General features: G+C 59.7%; 5 protein-coding genes and 1 pseudogene. 4 read left to right on the top strand and 2 right to left on the bottom strand.

Features of this window, described 5'->3' with window-relative positions:
* Positions 1 to 77: 77 nt before the first annotated feature.
* Positions 78 to 1,745 (bottom strand): methyl-accepting chemotaxis protein, encoded by a 1,668-nt coding sequence (locus tag ACTG2J_RS09695; RefSeq protein ID WP_439997437.1) that lies wholly within the window; start codon positions 1,743 to 1,745, stop codon positions 78 to 80.
* A gap of 123 nt (positions 1,746 to 1,868) precedes the next feature.
* Between ACTG2J_RS09695 and ACTG2J_RS09690 the strand changes: the two genes are divergently transcribed.
* The 4 genes from ACTG2J_RS09690 to glpC all read left to right on the top strand — a co-directional run bounded on the left by ACTG2J_RS09690 (position 1,869) and on the right by glpC (position 6,749).
* Positions 1,869 to 2,324 (top strand): YchJ family protein, encoded by a 456-nt coding sequence (locus tag ACTG2J_RS09690; RefSeq protein WP_439997436.1) that lies wholly within the window; start codon positions 1,869 to 1,871, stop codon positions 2,322 to 2,324.
* Positions 2,325 to 2,566: 242 nt separating this feature from the next.
* Positions 2,567 to 4,240 (top strand): anaerobic glycerol-3-phosphate dehydrogenase subunit A, encoded by a 1,674-nt coding sequence (glpA, locus tag ACTG2J_RS09685; RefSeq protein ID WP_439997435.1) that lies wholly within the window; start codon positions 2,567 to 2,569, stop codon positions 4,238 to 4,240.
* Positions 4,230 to 5,495: a glycerol-3-phosphate dehydrogenase subunit GlpB gene (glpB, locus tag ACTG2J_RS09680; RefSeq protein ID WP_439997434.1), complete on the top strand. Its 1,266-nt coding sequence runs from the start codon at positions 4,230 to 4,232 to the stop codon at positions 5,493 to 5,495. Before glpA ends, glpB begins: the two co-directional genes overlap by 11 nt.
* A 51-nt stretch (positions 5,496 to 5,546) precedes the next feature.
* A complete protein-coding gene (glpC, locus tag ACTG2J_RS09675; RefSeq protein ID WP_236294136.1) occupies positions 5,547 to 6,749 on the top strand; it encodes an anaerobic glycerol-3-phosphate dehydrogenase subunit GlpC in 1,203 nt (400 codons plus the stop codon).
* Positions 6,750 to 6,849: 100 nt separating this feature from the next.
* Here glpC and ACTG2J_RS09670 read toward each other — a convergent pair.
* Positions 6,850 to 17,533, bottom strand: a pseudogene (locus ACTG2J_RS09670) (retention module-containing protein).
* Between the last annotated feature and the right edge of the window lie 331 nt (positions 17,534 to 17,864).

Genomic DNA, 17,864 nt, shown 5'->3' with positions numbered 1-17,864 from the left:
TCAATCCCCAAATAAAGTGCGGCCTGAACCGGGGGTCAGGCCGCATCTTGTGGTTGCCGTCACGGACCATTGCAAGATCAATAACGGAATTGCGACACCAGTTTGCGCAATTTGTCACCGGTACTGGCCAGATCGCGTGTGGTGCTGTTGGATTCCACCGCCGCGCTGGTCAACTCGCTGACAATCTGCTGAATGGCCACCAGGTTCTTGTTGATCTCCTCGGAGACCGCGTGCTGCTCCTCGGCGGCGGTGGCGATCTGGATGTTCATGTCGTTGATGGTACTGACCGCCATCACCATGCTGTCGAGGGAGCTGGCGATATGGCTCGCCTCCTGCACCGTCTCCTGGCTGCGATCCTCGCTCGCCTGCATCACCTCCACCGCCTGCTTCACCCCGCCCTGCAGACGTTGCAGCATCTCGTTGATCTCCTTGGTGCTCTGCTGGGTACGACCAGCCAGCGAACGCACTTCGTCCGCCACCACCGCAAAGCCGCGTCCCTGCTCACCGGCACGGGCCGCCTCAATGGCGGCGTTCAGCGCCAGCAGGTTGGTCTGCTCAGCAATGCCGCGAATGACCTCCACCACCGAGCCGATCTTGGCGGTCTCTTGCGCCAGCTGTTCGATAACGCCGGAGGCGGTATGCACCTCCCCCACCAGCCGGTTGATACTGTTGATGGCCCCGCTCACCACACCTCGGGCGGCGTCCGATTCACGGGCCGCATCGCTGGTTGCCGTCGCGGCATTGGAGGCACTGGCCGCCACCTCCTGCGCGGTGGAGCTCATTTCTGTCACCGCGGTGACCACCTGATCGGTCTCGCGACTGTGACCCTGCATCTGATGGTCATAGTGCTCGCTCAGATGGTGCAACTTGTCGACCGCGCTGAAGAGGTGGTTGCTGGTCTCGCCCACCTGACTCACCACCGACTGGATCCGCTCGACAAAGCGGTTGAAAGCGCTGGCAAGCTGGCCAATCTCGTCCTGACTCTGCACCTTGAGACGCTGGGTCAGATCCCCGTCGCCGTTGGCGATATCGTTCAATGCCAGCACCGCATCCGCCAGCGGCTTGGTGACCCGGTTGCCCACAATGATGGTCGCCGCCAGGGTGATACCCAGGATCAGCAGGATCAACAGCACACTGCTCTGCAACGAGGCATGCATGTTGCTCTCGCGCTCTGCCCGCAAGGCTGCCAGCTCGTTGTCGATATCATCGATATAAAAACCGGTACCAATGGCCCACTGGTATTTGTCCAGCACCAGAGTAAAGGCCAGTTTGGGAGCATCGCGACCGATGGAGGGCTTGGCCGTCCAGTATTCGGTAAAACCATCCCCCTGACGGGCCGACTTGAGGATCTCCTGGATCAGCAACTTGCCCTTGGCATCCTTGTCGTTCCAGCGGTTTTTCCCCTCCAGCTCGGTACGCACCGGCAGCAGTATGGTGTTGCCCTCGAAGTCATAGACAAAAAAGTAGCCGTCACTGCTGTAACGCAGCGGCCTGAGCAACTCTTTGACCTTTTGACGATTTTCCGGTGAATCCGGCAGGGAATACACGGCATCGACGGCGGTTTTGGCCATCATGATGTAACTGCTGAGCAGCGCTTTACGCTCCTTGATGGCATTTTCCCTCGCCACCACCAGATCAGACTCCAGATCGCGCTTGGAGACCATGTAGTTACTGAGATTGACCACTAGGGCCATCAACAGTACGGGGACTGCACCCAGTAACAGGATTTTCTGCTTTAGCGTCATCTTTCACATCCTTGCAGCTGTTTTTATTGGAATTCCTTGCTTACTCATCAGTATAGGTGCTGGCAGGGCGAGCCCAGCTTTCGTTACAATTCCCTTAAACAAATTGGCCAGAACGTGAAAATCATGAATCTTTGTCCTTGTGGGTCAACCCTTTATCTCGAACTGTGCTGCGGCTCGCTTCACCGCGGTACTCCCGCCCAGACTCCCGAACAGCTGATGCGCTCACGTTACAGCGCCTTCGTGCTGGGTCTGGGGGAGTATCTGGTCCATAGCTGGCACCCGACCCACCTTGGCGGTCTCACCGCCGAAGAGCTTTCACGCATCGACACCCGCTGGGATGGTCTCGAGATCATCGCCAGCCAGGGTGGCCCGGAGGATGAAACCGGGATGGTGGAGTTCAAAGCCTGGTTTCTGGAAGGGGATGAGCGTCACTGCCTCCATGAGCGTTCCCGCTTCGTGCGTTATCAGGGGCGCTGGGTCTACACCGAGGGAGAGCAGGATCCGGCCCCCCTCAAGGCGGGACGCAACGATCCCTGCCCCTGTGGCAGCGGCAAAAAGCACAAGAAGTGCTGCGGCTGACCCATAACACACCCACCAGACTCGTCAAACAGTGACAAGGGGCATCCGATGCCCCTTTTTTGTGTCTGCCATTCGCCACCGGCCCATCAACCGATGCGATAACAAGCGTGACAAATGTCACATATTGCTCATTAATGCGCGGAGAAATGAGCGTTTGCGAACGCAAATTTGGCCCATATCAAACATTTCCACTCAGAAGTAGGCCACACTGGCCTCATCTGGAAGAGATGAGACGGGCAACAATGAAAAGAATAACTACACAAGTCGTCATCATAGGCGGCGGTGCCACAGGGGCCGGCATCATGCGCGATTGCGCACTGCGCGGTATCGACTGCATCCTGCTCGAGCGCGATGATATCGCCGCCGGCACCACCGGCCGCAACCACGGCCTGCTCCACTCCGGTGCCCGCTACGCGGTGACGGATCAGGAGTCCGCCCGCGAATGCATCCAGGAAAACCGCATCCTCAAGCGGATTGCCAGCCACTGTGTCGAAGACACGGGCGGCCTCTTCCTCACCCTACCGGAAGATGACATCAATTTCCAAACCACCTTTATGGATGCCTGCGCCCTGGCCGGTATCGAAACCCGCCAGCTCGATCCCGGTGAAGCCCTGCGCATGGAGCCCAACGCCAACCCGGCGATGATCGGCGCCATCCATGTACCGGACGGTACGGTCGACCCGTTCCGCCTCGCCGCCGCCAACGTGCTGGACGCCAAAGAGCACGGCGCGCGCATCTTTACCCACAGCAAGGTGCTGGGGCTGCTGCGCACGCAAGATCGGGTGCACGGGGTCAAGGCCATCAACACCCGCACCGGCGAAGCGTTCGAGGTGGAGTGTCAGGAGGTGATCAACGCCGCCGGCATCTGGGGCCAGCAAATTTGCGAATATGCCGATCTCGGCATCCGCATGTTCCCGGCCAAGGGCTCCCTGCTCATCATGGATTACCGCATCAACCAGCTGGTGCTTAACCGCGCCCGCAAACCGGCGGATGCGGACATTCTGGTGCCGGGCGATACCATTTCTCTTATCGGCACCACCTCCAGCCGCATCGATTACAACAAGATTGACCAGCTCACCGTCGAGCCCGAAGAGGTGGAGGTACTGCTGCGCGAGGGGATCAAGCTCGCCCCCATCATGGCGCGCACCCGCCTGCTGCGCGCCTATGCCGGGGTACGTCCGCTGGTGGCGGTGGACGGTGACGACACCGGCCGCAACATCAGCCGCGGTATCGTGCTGCTGGATCACGCCGAGCGCGATGGCCTCAAGGGGTTCAACACCATCACCGGCGGCAAGCTGATGACCTACCGCCTGATGGCTGAGTGGGCCACCGATCTGCTGGCCAAGAAACTCGGCAACAACAAGCCCTGCCAGACCGCCGAACTGAGCCTGCCCGGCTCACGGGATCCGGAAAAGGTCTCCGCCCCCGGTCTCTCGGTGCCGGTCGAAGGCTCCGCCCAGTACCGCCACGGCGAGCGGGTCATCGCCTTCTTCCGTGACAATCCGAAAGCCAACGCCCTGATATGCGAGTGCGAAATGGTCACCGCGGGCGAAATCGAATACGCCCTGCGCGAGCTGGATGTGGACAACCTCATCGATCTGCGCCGCCGCACCCGTCTGGGAATGGGGCCCTGTCAGGGCGAGCTGTGTGCCTACCGCGCCGCCGGCCTGATGCAGGAGTATGGCAAGGCGGACGGTCGTCAGGCCTGCGTCATGCTGCGCCAGTTCCTGGAAGAGCGCTACAAGGGAACCCGCCCCGTTCTGTGGGGCGATGCCCTGCGCGAGGCCGAGTTCACCTACTGGATCTACGAAGGGCTGTTTGGCCTGGGGGAATGGACGACGCCGCAGCTGGTTGCCGATACCCCACGCGACCCAACCAGCGAGACCACTCACAAGGAGAGCCGTCATGAAGTTTGACAATATCGTTATCGGCGGTGGCCTGGCGGGCCTCTCGGCTGCTCTGCGGCTGGTGGAGGCAGGCCAGAAGACCCTGCTGATGGCCTCCGGCCAGAGTGCCCTGCACTTCTCCTCCGGCTCGGTCGATCTGCTCGAAAGCGAGGGTGATCCCCGCGCAGCCCTGCCAGCTTTTATGGCAGCCCATCCGGATCACCCCTACAGCAAGGTGGGGATGCAAAATATCGAGGCAAGTCTGGCCGATCTGCAGCGCCACTGTGCTGAGCAGGGGCTGCCGCTGGTGCGCCATGACACCAATCACCAGCGCCTGACCCCCATCGGCACCCTCAAGCGTACCTGGCTCTCCCCCGATACTTGCGCCTGCGTCACCGATGCGCCGATCCCGGACGTGCTGCTGCTGGCCACCCTCGAGGGCTTTCGCGACTTTCATCCGGCACTGGCAGCCGCCAATCTGGCGACCCATCCGCGCTTTGCCCACTGCCGCATTCTGACTGGCGAAATCCGCCTGCCCCAGCTGGCGGAATTCAGCCGCAATCCCCACGAGTTTCGCTCAGCCGACATCGCGCGCCTCTGTGACAAGCATCATCTGGTGGCCGATCTGGCCCGCGAGATCAGCCGCATGGTGCAGGAGAGCGGCGTACCCGGCTGCCGCCATATCGTGCTGCCCGCCTGCCTGTCGCTGGGGCTGGTTGGCCCGCGTCTGTCGGAGCTGGAGCAGCGTACCGGCTGCACCATCAAGGAGGTGGCGACCATGCCGCCATCACTGATCGGGATGCGGATGCAGGAGGCGCTCAAGCGCCGCTTTATGGCCCTTGGCGGCACCTTCCTCACCAGCGAGCGGGTGCTGGGCGCCCGTTACGACGGTGACCGGGTGGTCGGCGTACATACCCAGAATGGCGATGATCAGCTGTTTGAAGCGGACAACTTCGTGCTCGCCTCCGGCAGCTTCTTCAGCCGTGGGCTGGAGTCCCGTCTGCGCGGCATTCGCGAGCCCATCTTCGATGCCGATGTGCTGAGTCTGGAGGAACGCGATGCCTGGGCCGGTCGCCGCCTGTTCGATCACCACCCCTTTATGGGCTTCGGGGTCAAGACCGACGACAAGCTCAGAGTGCTGCGTGGCGGCAAGCCGCTCACCAACCTCTATGGCGCGGGCAGTGTCTTGGCCCATTACGACCCAATTCGTGAAGGTTCCGGCTCCGGCGTTGCCGTTGCCACCGGCTGGCAGGCTGCCGGCCATATTCTGGGCGCGGCCCAATGATTACTACGTCCCATATCCCGTGTCTTCATCATCGCCGGGAGGAGAACTGACATGCTACTGGATCATGCCAACCAAACTTTCGATCAGTGCATCAAATGCACTGTCTGTACCGCCTACTGCCCGGTGGCCAAGGCCAACCCCGCCTACCCCGGCCCGAAACAGGCGGGCCCGGATGGCGAGCGGCTGCGCATCAAGAGCCCCGAGCTGTTCGATAGCGCCCTCAAGCACTGCACCAACTGCAAACGCTGCGAAGTAGCCTGCCCGAGCGGAGTGCGCATCGGCGACATCATCGCCAAGGCCAAGCATCAGTACAGCGGTTTCAAACCGGGGATCCGCGAGTTCGTGCTCTCCCACACCGATCTGATGGGCAGCATGTCTACCCTGATGGCGCCGGTGGTCAACTTCACCACCGGCCTCAAGCCGATGAAGCTGGTGCTGGACAAGGCGCTGGGGGTCTCATCCCACCGCGATCTGCCCAAATACTCCCAAGGCACCTTCCGCGGCTGGTACAAAAAGCAGAAAGAGACTCAGGCCAGCTTTGCGCGGCAGATCGCCTACTTCCACGGCTGCTATGTCAACTACAACCACCCGCAGCTTGGCAAGGAGCTGGTACAGGTGCTCAACGCCATGAACATCGGTGTGCAGTTGCTTGAGCGGGAGAAGTGCTGCGGCGTGCCGCTGATTGCCAACGGCTTCATGGACAAGGCCAAGCAACAGGCGGCCTTCAACATCAAGCAGATGGAAAACTCCCTGCTGGGCAACGAGATGCCGCTCTTGGCCACCTCCTCCACCTGCGGCTTTACCCTGCGCGATGAATATCCCCACCTGCTGGAGCAGGACAACCACAAGGTGCGGGATCGCATCTCGCTGGTGACCCGCTTCCTGTGGAACGAGTTCTACAAGGGCAACAAACCGGCGATGAAGCCGCTCAATCTGCACATCGCCTACCACACCCCCTGCCACATGGAAAAAATGGGGGGCGTCATCTACACCCTCGAATTGCTGCGCGCCATTCCCGGGGTCAAGGTGACGGTGCTGGAGTCCCAGTGCTGCGGTATCGCCGGCACCTACGGCTTCAAGTCGGAGAACTACCAGACCAGCCAGACCATCGGTGAGGGGCTGTTTGATCAAATCAACCGCCTCTCCCCCGATCTGGTGATCACCGACTGCGAGACCTGCAAATGGCAGATCGAGATGAGCACCAGCTTCCGCTGTGAGCATCCGATCCACCTGCTGGCACAGGCGTTGGCCTGACTACTCCGGCCCTTGCGGCCGTATAAAAAAACAATCCACGCAGAGATAAACAAAGAGCCGGCAATTGCCGGCTCTTCTTTTTTACGCTTCACGCTCGCTATCAGGGGTGCTGGATGATCAGGCTATGTTGATCTTCCAGCATGCTCTGCAGGATATCGTGGGACGAGGTGCTGGTGAGATTCCAGCTGGTCAGGTCCACATCCTTCAGGGTGATCTGTTGGGTTATCTGGCCATCACCAGCGGGTGAAACCGAGAGATTCACATCGCTCAGGCCATTGCTCCCCGTGGTCACCGAGGCAGAGAGATGCTTGAGCAGATCATCGACACCATTGCCAGTGACCCCTTGCAGCATGTCAGCCAGATCGATCTTGTCCCCTTGCTCCGGATGGAAGTCGGTGATGGTATCGATGGCGGGCAGCCCCAGACTCCCCTCGTCCCCGTGCTGCCAGACGAAGAGATCGCTGCCAGCCCCGCCGGTGAGGATGTCGTTGCCATGCCCCCCCAATAGACGGTCATCGCCGGAGGAACCAAACAGCCAATCCCCCTGATCGGAACCGACCAGCTCATTACCACTCTGGCCGTGCACCGTAATGGTCTCAAGGGGCGTGCTGACGGTTGAGCCGCCGACACTCGACTCGGCACTGATCCCCAGCACATGGTCACCGTCGCCAAAACCGCTGAAGTAGAGCGGAACCGAGTGATCGGCCGGGATCAGCCAGTCGCCATTGCCATCGGCATGACCAACGATCTGACCATGCTCGTCCTGCACCTGCGCCCCATCCAGACCGCTGATGCGGATGGAGAGCTCACCGGTTGCCGGATTGACCACGCTGGCATTGATGCCAAGGGGGATAACGGCCCCCTGCAAGGCATGGAACGCATGCTGATCCACCGTCAGACCCGGCATATCCGGCTCGGGAGTGACCGTGATGGTCACCTGATCGGTGTCGCTCAGCGGGCCACCCGCACCAGTGTTGCCCTGATCGGAGGTTGTGACGGTAAGGGTATCTTCTCCCCAAAAATCTTTGGCCGGTTCATAGTGCAGGTTGCTTGCCAGCAACAGGTTGAGATCAGCCAGCGACCCCACCAGGGTGATCTCGCTGGTACCCGCCCCCTGCACCATCACGGCACCGGTTGCACCCAGCAAGGTCAGTACACCATGTTCGACCCGCAGCACCATGGAGACAGGCGCACTGCCTGCATCCACATCCTTCACGCTGACGCCGGAGAGCGACAGGGAGCCATCTTCCTTCACCGTCATGCTGCCAGGCAGCTGATTGACCGGGGCATCGTTGACCGGCTGCACCTCGATGGGCAGCACATCGGTATCGCTGAGTGCCCCGCCACTACCCGTGTTCCCCTGATCGTTGATGACCATGGTCAGGGCGTCATTGCCGTAGAAATCACTGTTGCCCTGATAGGTGACCCCACCAGAGAGCAAGGCATTGAGATCGGCCAGCGTGCCGGTCAGCACCAGCGAACCGGTGCCGTTGCCGACTACCGTCACGCCGCTGCCAGCAGGTAGCGTCAGGGTGCCATGTTCCACCGACAGGGTGATCTTGATGGGGCTGTTGCCCGCATCCACATCTTTCACCTGCAAACCGTGGATGACAAAAGGCTGATCTTCCTGCGCGACCTGAGGGGTCGTTGGCAATACGTTGATTGGCGCATCGTTGACCGGACTCACCTCTACATGAATGGTGCCATTGACCTCGGGGCCAAGGGCGCCGTTGTCGAGGCTCTGGGCGGTGATCTTGAGATCCAGTGCACCGTTGGCATCATTGGTCACCAGCTCGACAGCACCCAGCTTGCCTCCCTCGGTAGTGACCTGCCAGCGACCGCCACCCAGATCAACAACCGTCCCCGCCACGCCGTTTGGCAAGCGGATCTCGGCACCATCAGGCACCCCTTCGATGGTGACCCGCACCTGCTCGGGCTTGTTCTCATGCACATTACCCGCACTGCCGCCGGTTGGCTGGGAATCCCGGGTCTCCAGCCCCAGATCCAGCGTGATCACATCCCCTTCGGTACCGCTCGTCTGACCCTGAATATCGGCGATAAGGGCATCCCCCACCGGATTGACGGTGACGGTAAAGCTGCCACTGGTTTCGAGCGGAATGGTGAGCCCCTTGTCGAGGGTAAAGGCACTGAGTGACAGATCCACGGTGCCGCTGAAATCGGCCGGCGGGATCAGGGTCAGCTTGGAGAAATCGGTCCCCACGGGTACCTGCCAGACGCCGCCACCATTGTTGACCGCCGGAGCCGACAGGGTGAAGCCATCCGGTACCCCCTTGATCTGCAGCGCGACGATCTGCTCCGAGCCATCGTTGTCGATAAGGGTTGCGCCAAATCCGGCAAGGTTGACCGTGCCGTCTTCGCTCCCCGTGACGCTGTGAACCGAGAGTTGGGCCGGATCGTTGACCGGTCTCACCTCAAAGCCGACCTGCCCGCTCCAGCTGCCGCTGTCGCTCACCTGTTGGCCGCTGACCAGCGCGGTATCGACGATATCGATCTTGATGTCGAGCGGTACCTGACCGCTGAAGTGCTCTTTGGGCACAAACACCAAGTCCTTGAGGACCTCCATATCGTTGACCACTAGGGTGTTGACCGGCTTGCCGCTGCCATCGAGGAAGTAACCATATTTCGCATCCACCGTAATGGTGACCCGCTCCACGGTTTCGAGGCCACCATTGGCGATGGAGGGGCTGATATCGGCCAGTTTCACCGAGAGATCGAGGTGGATCTCGCTATCTTCCAGATTGTCCGGCTGTCCGTCATGGTTGGTGTCCTGCACGGTCAGTGTCAGTTCCGGATGCTCGCCACGACCACCATTCACATCGACTACGGGGGCCACATCGACCCTAACCGTGCTGCTGTCAACCTTGATATCGCCACTGGCGGTATCGGTATTCACCACCTTCACCTCAATATTGAGCGAACCGGCAAAGTCCTGTGGCAAGCCAAGGGTCAACCCCTCCAGGCCCGCCAGTGACGGCGGCACCTTGATGACGTACTCACCGGTCGAGATGTTGTACTCGGCCCCGCTGATAGTGACGCCCGCTGGCAGCCCCTTGAGGACAATGGTCACCTCGTCGCTGGCCTGGTCGGCGGCGCCGATATGGATCACGCCTTTGAGCTGCTGACCAAAATCAACCCGGATATCCTCCTTGCCCACCAGCACGGCGTTGTCGTCGATATCGACAGTCGCCGCCGGTGTCTTGGGCGTCACTGGCTTGTTCTCAAATTCGGCACTGGTTTCCAGGCTCACTTTGACATGGGCGCTGGCATCACCATCATCGCCCCGGTCGATCACCATGGCATCGATGCGGATCGGTTCGACCTTGCCGACAAACCCGTCCGGCGCATGAAGCTTGAAGCTACCGAGATTGCCCGCCGGCACGATCCAGCTGCCGTTACCGTTGTTGATACCGCCAACCACCACAAACTGATCGCCTGCACCACCGTTCAACACCGGCAGGTTGATCACCAGATAGTCGATCTCCTCCACGCTCGAGGGATCGAGGTCGGTAAAGACGAAGCGTCCAGTCAGGTCTATATCAGCACCGCTCTGCCCCACGAGAGCTCCACCGCTCTGGGTCAGCACGCCATCGGGCTCCACCACGGCCTGGATATCGACATGCAGATTGCCATCGATCACCTTCTCGGCCACCGCGCCCGAATCCACATCATGCTGGGTCACGGTAACATGGCTCTGGATAGTGGTATCCCGATCGCTATCCTCCGGCGCCTTCACCAGCAGTTGCCCCCCGTTGAGCAGGCTGTCGAGCTGGGCGGCAGTCAGGGTGACCTTTGCCACTGACCACGGTCAGCTGGCTCTCGACACCGCCGACTCGCAACCAGATCTGGTAGCCATCCTCCACCCCGGAGAGGCTCAGCGCCGTGACCTTCTCGGCGCCGTCAGTGAAGGTCGGATGCCAGTCCAGCACGGTGAATTGATCTTCCAGGCCATGGCTGGTCTTGCTGTAGTCGGTGGCGTCAATCTCCGGTGCCACCTTGATATGCAGCGGCACCTCGAAGCTCTTGTGATCGCCATCGTTCTCGGTCACCACCACCTTGGCGATCAGGTTCAAATCCGCCGTGCTGTTGTGGGGCGGCTGTATAAGCAGGTTGCCAAGATCCGATACATTGACCTGATAGGTCGGTTTGCCGCTGGCATCGAGCCCGGCAAAGGTAAAGGTCAGCTCCTTGCCATTGGCATCAAAGACCCGAGCCCCTTCCGGCAGCCCTTGCAGCACCACGTTGAGGCTCTCGGATTTATCCCACGGGGTATCCGCCAGCTCACCGGATACCAGCTTGAAATCAAGGGGAGCACGCCCATCCTCAGCCACTGTGATGCTGTAACCCTCACCATCTTGGGTCCAGCCCGTATCGCTCAGAATGAAGTCCGGTTTATCCACCACCCCCACCAGATCCACATGAAGGGTCTGGGAGCCCGTCTCCTTCTCGTTCACCACGGTATGGGTCTGGCCACTGGCATTTGTCAGAGTAGCCGTGTCTTTCACCACCCCCTTGATGATCAAGTCGAAATCGACGTTGCTGTTTTTCGGCGGTTGCAGCTTGAGTTCGCCAATCCGATCAACAGGAACCTCATAGTAACCGACTATGTTCTGTGCAACGACGGAACCTCCCAGCAACAAGGTTGCACCGTCAGGCAGGCCGCTGATGCGGACAAACATCTGCTCGGAGCCATCGAGTTTGTCATCCAGATGAGCAAGGGAGATCTTGCTGCCCAGATCGAGCAGGGTGTCTTCCTTGCCCTGAATGTCACGCACGGTGAGCTTGGCGTCATCGGCCACCGGATTGACGTTGATCACCAGATCAATTTTGTCTCCCTGCGCCGTGCCCTGACCCTGAGCGATAGGGTTCTTCTCGGTGCTGATCGGCGTCACCGACAGCTTGATGTCACCACTGAAATCCTCGCCCGGAACCACAGTCACCTTGTTGATGGTACCTGCCGAAACGGTGTAGATGCCATTGCTATTTGGCTTGAGCTCGACACCGTCGAGCATCAGGATTCCCTTGCCCGCTTCCAGCTTGATCTGATAGGTCAACGTCTCGGATCTGTCGGTATCAGTCAGGCTCGCCTTGACGTCCAGCTTGATACCCGTACTGTCTTCATTGGTCTCATAGTGGCGAGTGGTGTTGGCTGTGTCCCACATCGGCTTGTCGGCCACGCCGCGCACCGTCACAGCCAGATCGCCCGTTACAGCCGCAGGTGCCGCCCCTTCGGTGACACCAACTTGCAGTTGTACCTGGAAGTGCAGCTGCTGGCCCTTGTTGCTCCAGGTAGACCAGTTGGCATCCGGCACAAAAGTCACCCCCTGGGTGCTGTAGTGCACATTATCACTGGTCACCATGGCTGCTGGCGGGACGATAAACCATTTGCCATCAGCCGTGGTGGTGAGGGCAACCCCGTTGTAATAGAAGGTGCCATGGGCATTGGCAGGCGCCTGGATAAGCAACTGATCCACATGCTCACCGCGATCGAAATCGCCTATATCGAGCTGCATGTTGATAGGGATACCCAGCCTCGGGTCTTGCGCCCCCTGATCTTCGTTACCAATGGCTTCGCTAACGGTAAAGCGCACCGCTTCATCCTGCAGATTGAGGGTCAGTGTGCTGTCCGCACGATCGTCATCGCCATCGACCAGATGGGCTGTCACCACCTGACTCAGCTGGGCATTGTCATGATCAAAACCGGCCGCAGGCTTGAAGGAGTAGGAGCCGTCGGCAGAGATGGTCAGGGTTCCCATCACCTGCTTGCCATCGGGGCTCATTACATCTTGTATCAAAGATCCATTGATGGCGTACGTCTGGCCATTGATGCTGATCGACTCGACGCGGGCACCATCCGCACCTTCATTGGCGGTAGGCAGCAGATCGCCGGTCACACTACTGCTCCCCTCACTCAGGGTATGAGCCAGCACAGTGCCGATAGGCATGTCATCCTGCACCGTCACGGTCACACTGACGTTCGGACTGCGGTCGCCATCATGATCGGTGACAAACAGCGGCACTTCGATGGTCAACTCATCCTTGCCTTGTGCACCGTGATCAAGCTGGCCTACCAGATGGACGCTGTAACTGCCGTTAACATCGAGGTGGACCCAGAAAACGGGCTTGCCCCCCTCGGCCGTAGCCAGATACCAGCCGGTGCTGTGTGCAGCCAGCGTAACCGCTTTGCCACCCGACATGAGGTGATTGGCCTGATTGAATGCAGCCACATCCAGCTCAAGGGAGGCAACCCGATCCGCACCGGCAGTGATGGTCACCTTGCCACTATCGGTTTCTCCACTATCTGCAGGTGTGGTCCCTGGATGCTGACCGTTCACTGCATCGAGATCAGACTCCTCGACCCGAACCGGTTCAATGGCGGATATGACCGGGTTGATGCCATCAGTCACCGTGATGGTGGCGGTTCCCTGATTTTTGCTGTCGTCGCTGTCGGTGACTTCGACCGGAAGGGTCAGCTCCTGCTTGTTGTCTGCACCGTGATCCAGGTTGGTATGCACCGTCACCTGATAACCTATCTCTGCGCTGGTATGAGCGGCGATGGTGGCAGGGACAGTGGGGATGGAAACCGTCATCACTACCAGACCGCCACTGGTCACCGCCTGGAAGGTGTGACCATCCGTGCCAACCGCTTTCCAGGTCAGGGGTTCGCCGTTATGGGTGATGGCCTTACCATTTGCATCCATCACCTGACCAGCAAAGGTCAAACGCACATCGGTCACCGGATCCGAGTCGGCTTTGATGGTGATCTTGCCGCTGGCTTGCTGATCATCCGCCGTCTGGTTATTGGCGGCGCCATCGAAGCGCCCTTCATTGAGGGTCACTCCGGTCAGGGTGAGGGTCGGTTTCTCCCCTTCCCCAATCTGGATATTGAGGGTGCCGCTGGTGCTGTCGTTGTTGCCACCTGCCTTGTCGTAGTCATTGACGATCACCTTGATGGGCAGCTCGGTCACTGCGTTGCCGCTCTGATGAAGCCCCTGATAAAGGGTCACCTGATAGTCAAACCCGTTCTTGCCCGCCTGATCGAGGCTGCCAACCAGCTTGACCTCGAACACCTCGACCCGCAGGCCATTGACCTCGACATAGCCCTTGAGCAGCTGGCTGCCCGGGATCAGCGGGTCACCATCCACCAGCTCGTACTGCACCGGTTTACCCAATGCGGTCAGCGCAGGCTGTTCGCTGGCATCGGCAAAGGCTACTTCAACCACCCGATCCGACCCGGCTTGCACATCGAAGTGACCGGTTTGGCTCAAGCTGTTGCTGCCAGTGAGGTCCCCCTCATCCAGGGTCACCCCAGTGCCAGCAATAAAGCTCGGAGCTGTGCCATCGGCGATGGTGAGCGGCAGCGTGGTACCGATGCGATCGCCATCCTTGTCGGCAAGGGTGACGGCCAGCGGCAGGTTGAGGGATTCACTCCCCTTATGATCCAGCTCGCCACTCAAGGTCACCTTGGCGGTGATGATCCAGTTGCCGTTGTTGTCGACCAGACTCAGCTCGGCGCGCAGCACCACCTGCCCACCGGCAGTCCCGACCAGCTGGCCATTAGCGTCGAGGGAGAAAGTGACCGGGTTGCCATGACTGGTCAAGCCGGTCAGGGTGCTCTGAATGGTGGCGATATCAAAACCAAGGGAGTTGGGGTCGAGGGCATCGCTGCCGTGCGCGACCGAGAAGCTCATGGAGCTGACGGCGGCCGCCTCCCCTTGTGCCATTTCGGTGATCATGGTGCCGCTCATGGCGGAGATGGTCGGATTGGCGCCATCACCCACCGCCACGGTCATGGTGGAGGAAACCTTGTCGCCGTCGCTGTCGAGCAGGGTAAAGCCCGCCTTGAGCAGGCTGTCGGCACTGCTCTGATCCAGTGGCTGATGGAGGGTGAAGCTGTATTTGCCATCGTTGCCGAGGGTCAGCTCAAACACCAGCTTGCCGTCGGGAGTGCGCCCCTCGATCAGGTGATCGGCCACCGTGATGGTCACGGCCTGCTTGCCCGAGGTGAATCCTTGCAGCCCAGGCTGGTTGGCATCGAAAGTGATGCTGGCTAATGGATCGCTGCCTGCGGTGATGGCCAGATCGCCGTTAAGAGTCTGGCCCTGCTGCCAGTTGCTATCTTCGGTCAAGGTGAGGGAGACAGGATTAACCTGCGGCAAGGCACCATCGGTAATGGTGATATTGAGGGTACCGAGGTTGCTCTTGTCCCCGTCAAAATCGCTGCCTTGTACCTTCAAGCCAAGGTTGAGGCTGTTAGTCGCCTCCGGCTCGTCAAATACGCCGGTCAGGGAGACACTGTATTTGCCATCCAGACCGATGGTGACGGTAAGGATCCCCTTGCCCTGCCAATCCTTAACGATCAGCTGGTTATCTTGCACCTCATAGGTTGTCGCCTTGCCTTGGCTGGTGAGCCCCGCCAGCGCCGGTTGGCTGGCATCAAAGTTGAGGGAGACCAGACGATCGCTGCCCACCGTCACCGGCAGCTGACCATCGATGCTCTGGTTGCCCCCCTCTTGCAGGGCGACCCCCTTGTCGACGCCCAATACGGGATCACTGCCATCATTGACGGTCAGGGTCAGGTTGGCGCTGGTGCTGTCGCCATCGATCTCGTTGGCGCTCACCTGCAAATCGAGGGAAAGCATGTCGCTCCCCTGATGATCGAGCGGGCCGGTGAGGGTGACCACCACCCGCCCAGCCAGATCGCTGCCCTGCTGCTGCGCCTTCAGCTCGGCGCGCAGCACCTCCACCCGTTGGCCACTGCCATCCAGGTAGTAACCCACCAAGGTGCGATCATCGGCAAATTCAAAGGTCAGCGGATGACCATCGCTGGCAAGACCCGAGCCGTTGAGGGTAGTCAGGGTACTGTTCTGATTACTGAACACCAGCGAATCCACCAACAAAGGATCGACACCGTGTTTGACTACAAAACGGCTCTCACCCACTACGGCAGCACCGTTGATAAAGGCATCTTCAGTCAGAGGAATGGCCGGGATCTCGAAGCTAGGCGGATTGCTGTCCACCAGATTGATCACCAGCGGCGCCTTCACCAGATCGCTGTCGCTGTCGCGATATTCGAGGTTGAACGGCAGGCGCAACGCGTCCTGACCGTGATCCAGGCTCTGACTCCAGACGATGCGGTAACTGCCGTCATTGTTGAGGGTCAGGGTGAAGACAGTCGCCCCACCAGCACTGGCGGTCAGGGTCTGACCGTTGATGGTGTAGCCAAGAGGCGCGCCATGGCTGACGAGCCCCAGCCCTTCCAAGGCACTCTGATCAGCAGCGAACTGGACTTGCAGATTGCCATCCTGACCGGCACCGGTATTGAGGCTACCGGTCGCGGTGATCGGGCCTTCGGCCAATCCGGCTTCGGAGAGCGTCAGAGTTTCGCTCTGACCGATCAGCGGCGCCCCATCGCTGGCAGTGTTGCCCGCAAGATCGGTGACACTGGCACGCACTTCAAAGGATTGATTGATACCGGAGAGATCAAGACCTGATACCTGCCAGCGGCCATCGGCCCCCACCAGTGCCGAGGTGGTCAGCAGCGGCTGGCCATTGCTGTCGACCAGAGTGATGGTGACACTCTGACCTGCCTCCACATTGCTGGTGGAGCCGCTCAGGGTGGCGCTGCTGTTGCCAAACAGGGCAGTGGTATCGAGATCATCGATATCGATGAAGGCCCGGGTATCGACATTGATAACAAGGGTATCGCTGGCGCGGTTGCCGGCAATATCCACGGAATTGACCTGAAACTGGTACTGGCCATCGGCCAGGGTCTGCGGCAGCTGATATTGCCAGTTACCGGCGGCATCCACCGTCAGGACGGTGAGCACGCTACCGCCAAGGCTCAGGGTTACGGTGGCACCGGGCTCCCCCTTTCCTTGCAGCAGCGGGGTATTGTCGCGGGTCAGATCATCGATCTGGCTGGCGCCGGTGTCGCTCTCATCGGCGAGATCGAGGGTAATGGTGGTGATGGTATCAAGCAGAGTCTGTCCGGTGTCGCTGGCATTGTTGCCCGCCTGATCCTGGGTGTTGGCCACAATCTGCAACGGGCCATCCACCAACTTGCCGGTCACATCGCCAAAATTGGCTTCCCACACCAGGCCGGGCAGCACCACGGTCGTCACCGTCAGTGAATTTCCCGCCTGATCGATAAGGATCACAGTGACTGGCTGGCCTACCTCCACATCATCCACCACACCACGAATGATGACGCCAGCCGCTTCATCGGCGTTGATAATGTTGTCGCTGGTTTGGGGCTCGGTGATGGTGATGGCGGCAAAGAAATCGCGTTCTTCGGAAAACAGCAGCTCATCGCCCACAGGTTGCACCGCATGGTCGGTATCAAAACCGGCCTCGGCCAGGGTGGCATCGTTGGTACGCTCGACCACCACAAAACCACCCGAGCTGGAACCGGCCACACCACCGATATTGCCCGCAGCGGCTGCGTTGCCGGCGGCGGTCTCCTGGAACAATTCGGTCGGGTCAATACCCTGACGGATCGCCTCTTGCAACGAGGCCAGTTCCGGATCAGTCGGTTGTCCATCAGCAGCAGGCTCAGGTTTGGCGGCCATATCTTGCTCACCAGCAGGATCACTGCCCGGCTCGGCTAGTTGAAAGTGGCCACCTTGGGCAGCTTGCAGGCGATCCCCCGGCTGCAATGCCATCCCCACCTTTGCTCGTATGACAGATCCATCTGCACTGATGACAAACACGGAGCCCTTGAGTTGGGTGATCACCGTGGACTTTTCAATTTGCAACTCTGCCATACAACCTCCAGCAAAACCTTAACCACCAACATCAGTACCTACAGGGCACTTGTCTGTTCAATAATCATACCGCACCAGACTAAGTGGGTCTTTTCGCTATTTTCGACAATGATTGCCATAAAATGGCCATAACTTACAAGATTGTGCATCTAACAGGCCCTTTTTAATAAAATTAGATTTGGATGAACCCAATTCAATCACCTTTATTAACAGGTCTATCAGACTTCATGTGACCATTTCTGTCGTTTGACGATAAATCCACTGCAGCCTCAATAAATGGATCATAATCCGAAGGTCAAAAGCTCACACCACAACACCGCAGATTTGCATA

It is taken from the genome of Aeromonas sp. 6P (assembly GCF_051919525.1).
Lineage (GTDB): Bacteria > Pseudomonadota > Gammaproteobacteria > Enterobacterales > Aeromonadaceae > Aeromonas > Aeromonas veronii.
The sequence above is the reverse complement of the archived record's forward strand: the minus strand, read 5'-3'. Positions and strand labels throughout refer to the sequence as shown.

Coding starts and splice junctions, on each gene's coding strand:
- ACTG2J_RS09695 (WP_439997437.1), bottom strand. CDS start 1,745: ATGACGCTAAAGCAGAAAATCCTGTTACTGGGTGCAGTCCCCGTACTG.
- ACTG2J_RS09690 (WP_439997436.1), top strand. CDS start 1,869: ATGAATCTTTGTCCTTGTGGGTCAACCCTTTATCTCGAACTGTGCTGC.
- glpA (WP_439997435.1), top strand. CDS start 2,567: ATGAAAAGAATAACTACACAAGTCGTCATCATAGGCGGCGGTGCCACA.
- glpB (WP_439997434.1), top strand. CDS start 4,230: ATGAAGTTTGACAATATCGTTATCGGCGGTGGCCTGGCGGGCCTCTCG.
- glpC (WP_236294136.1), top strand. CDS start 5,547: ATGCTACTGGATCATGCCAACCAAACTTTCGATCAGTGCATCAAATGC.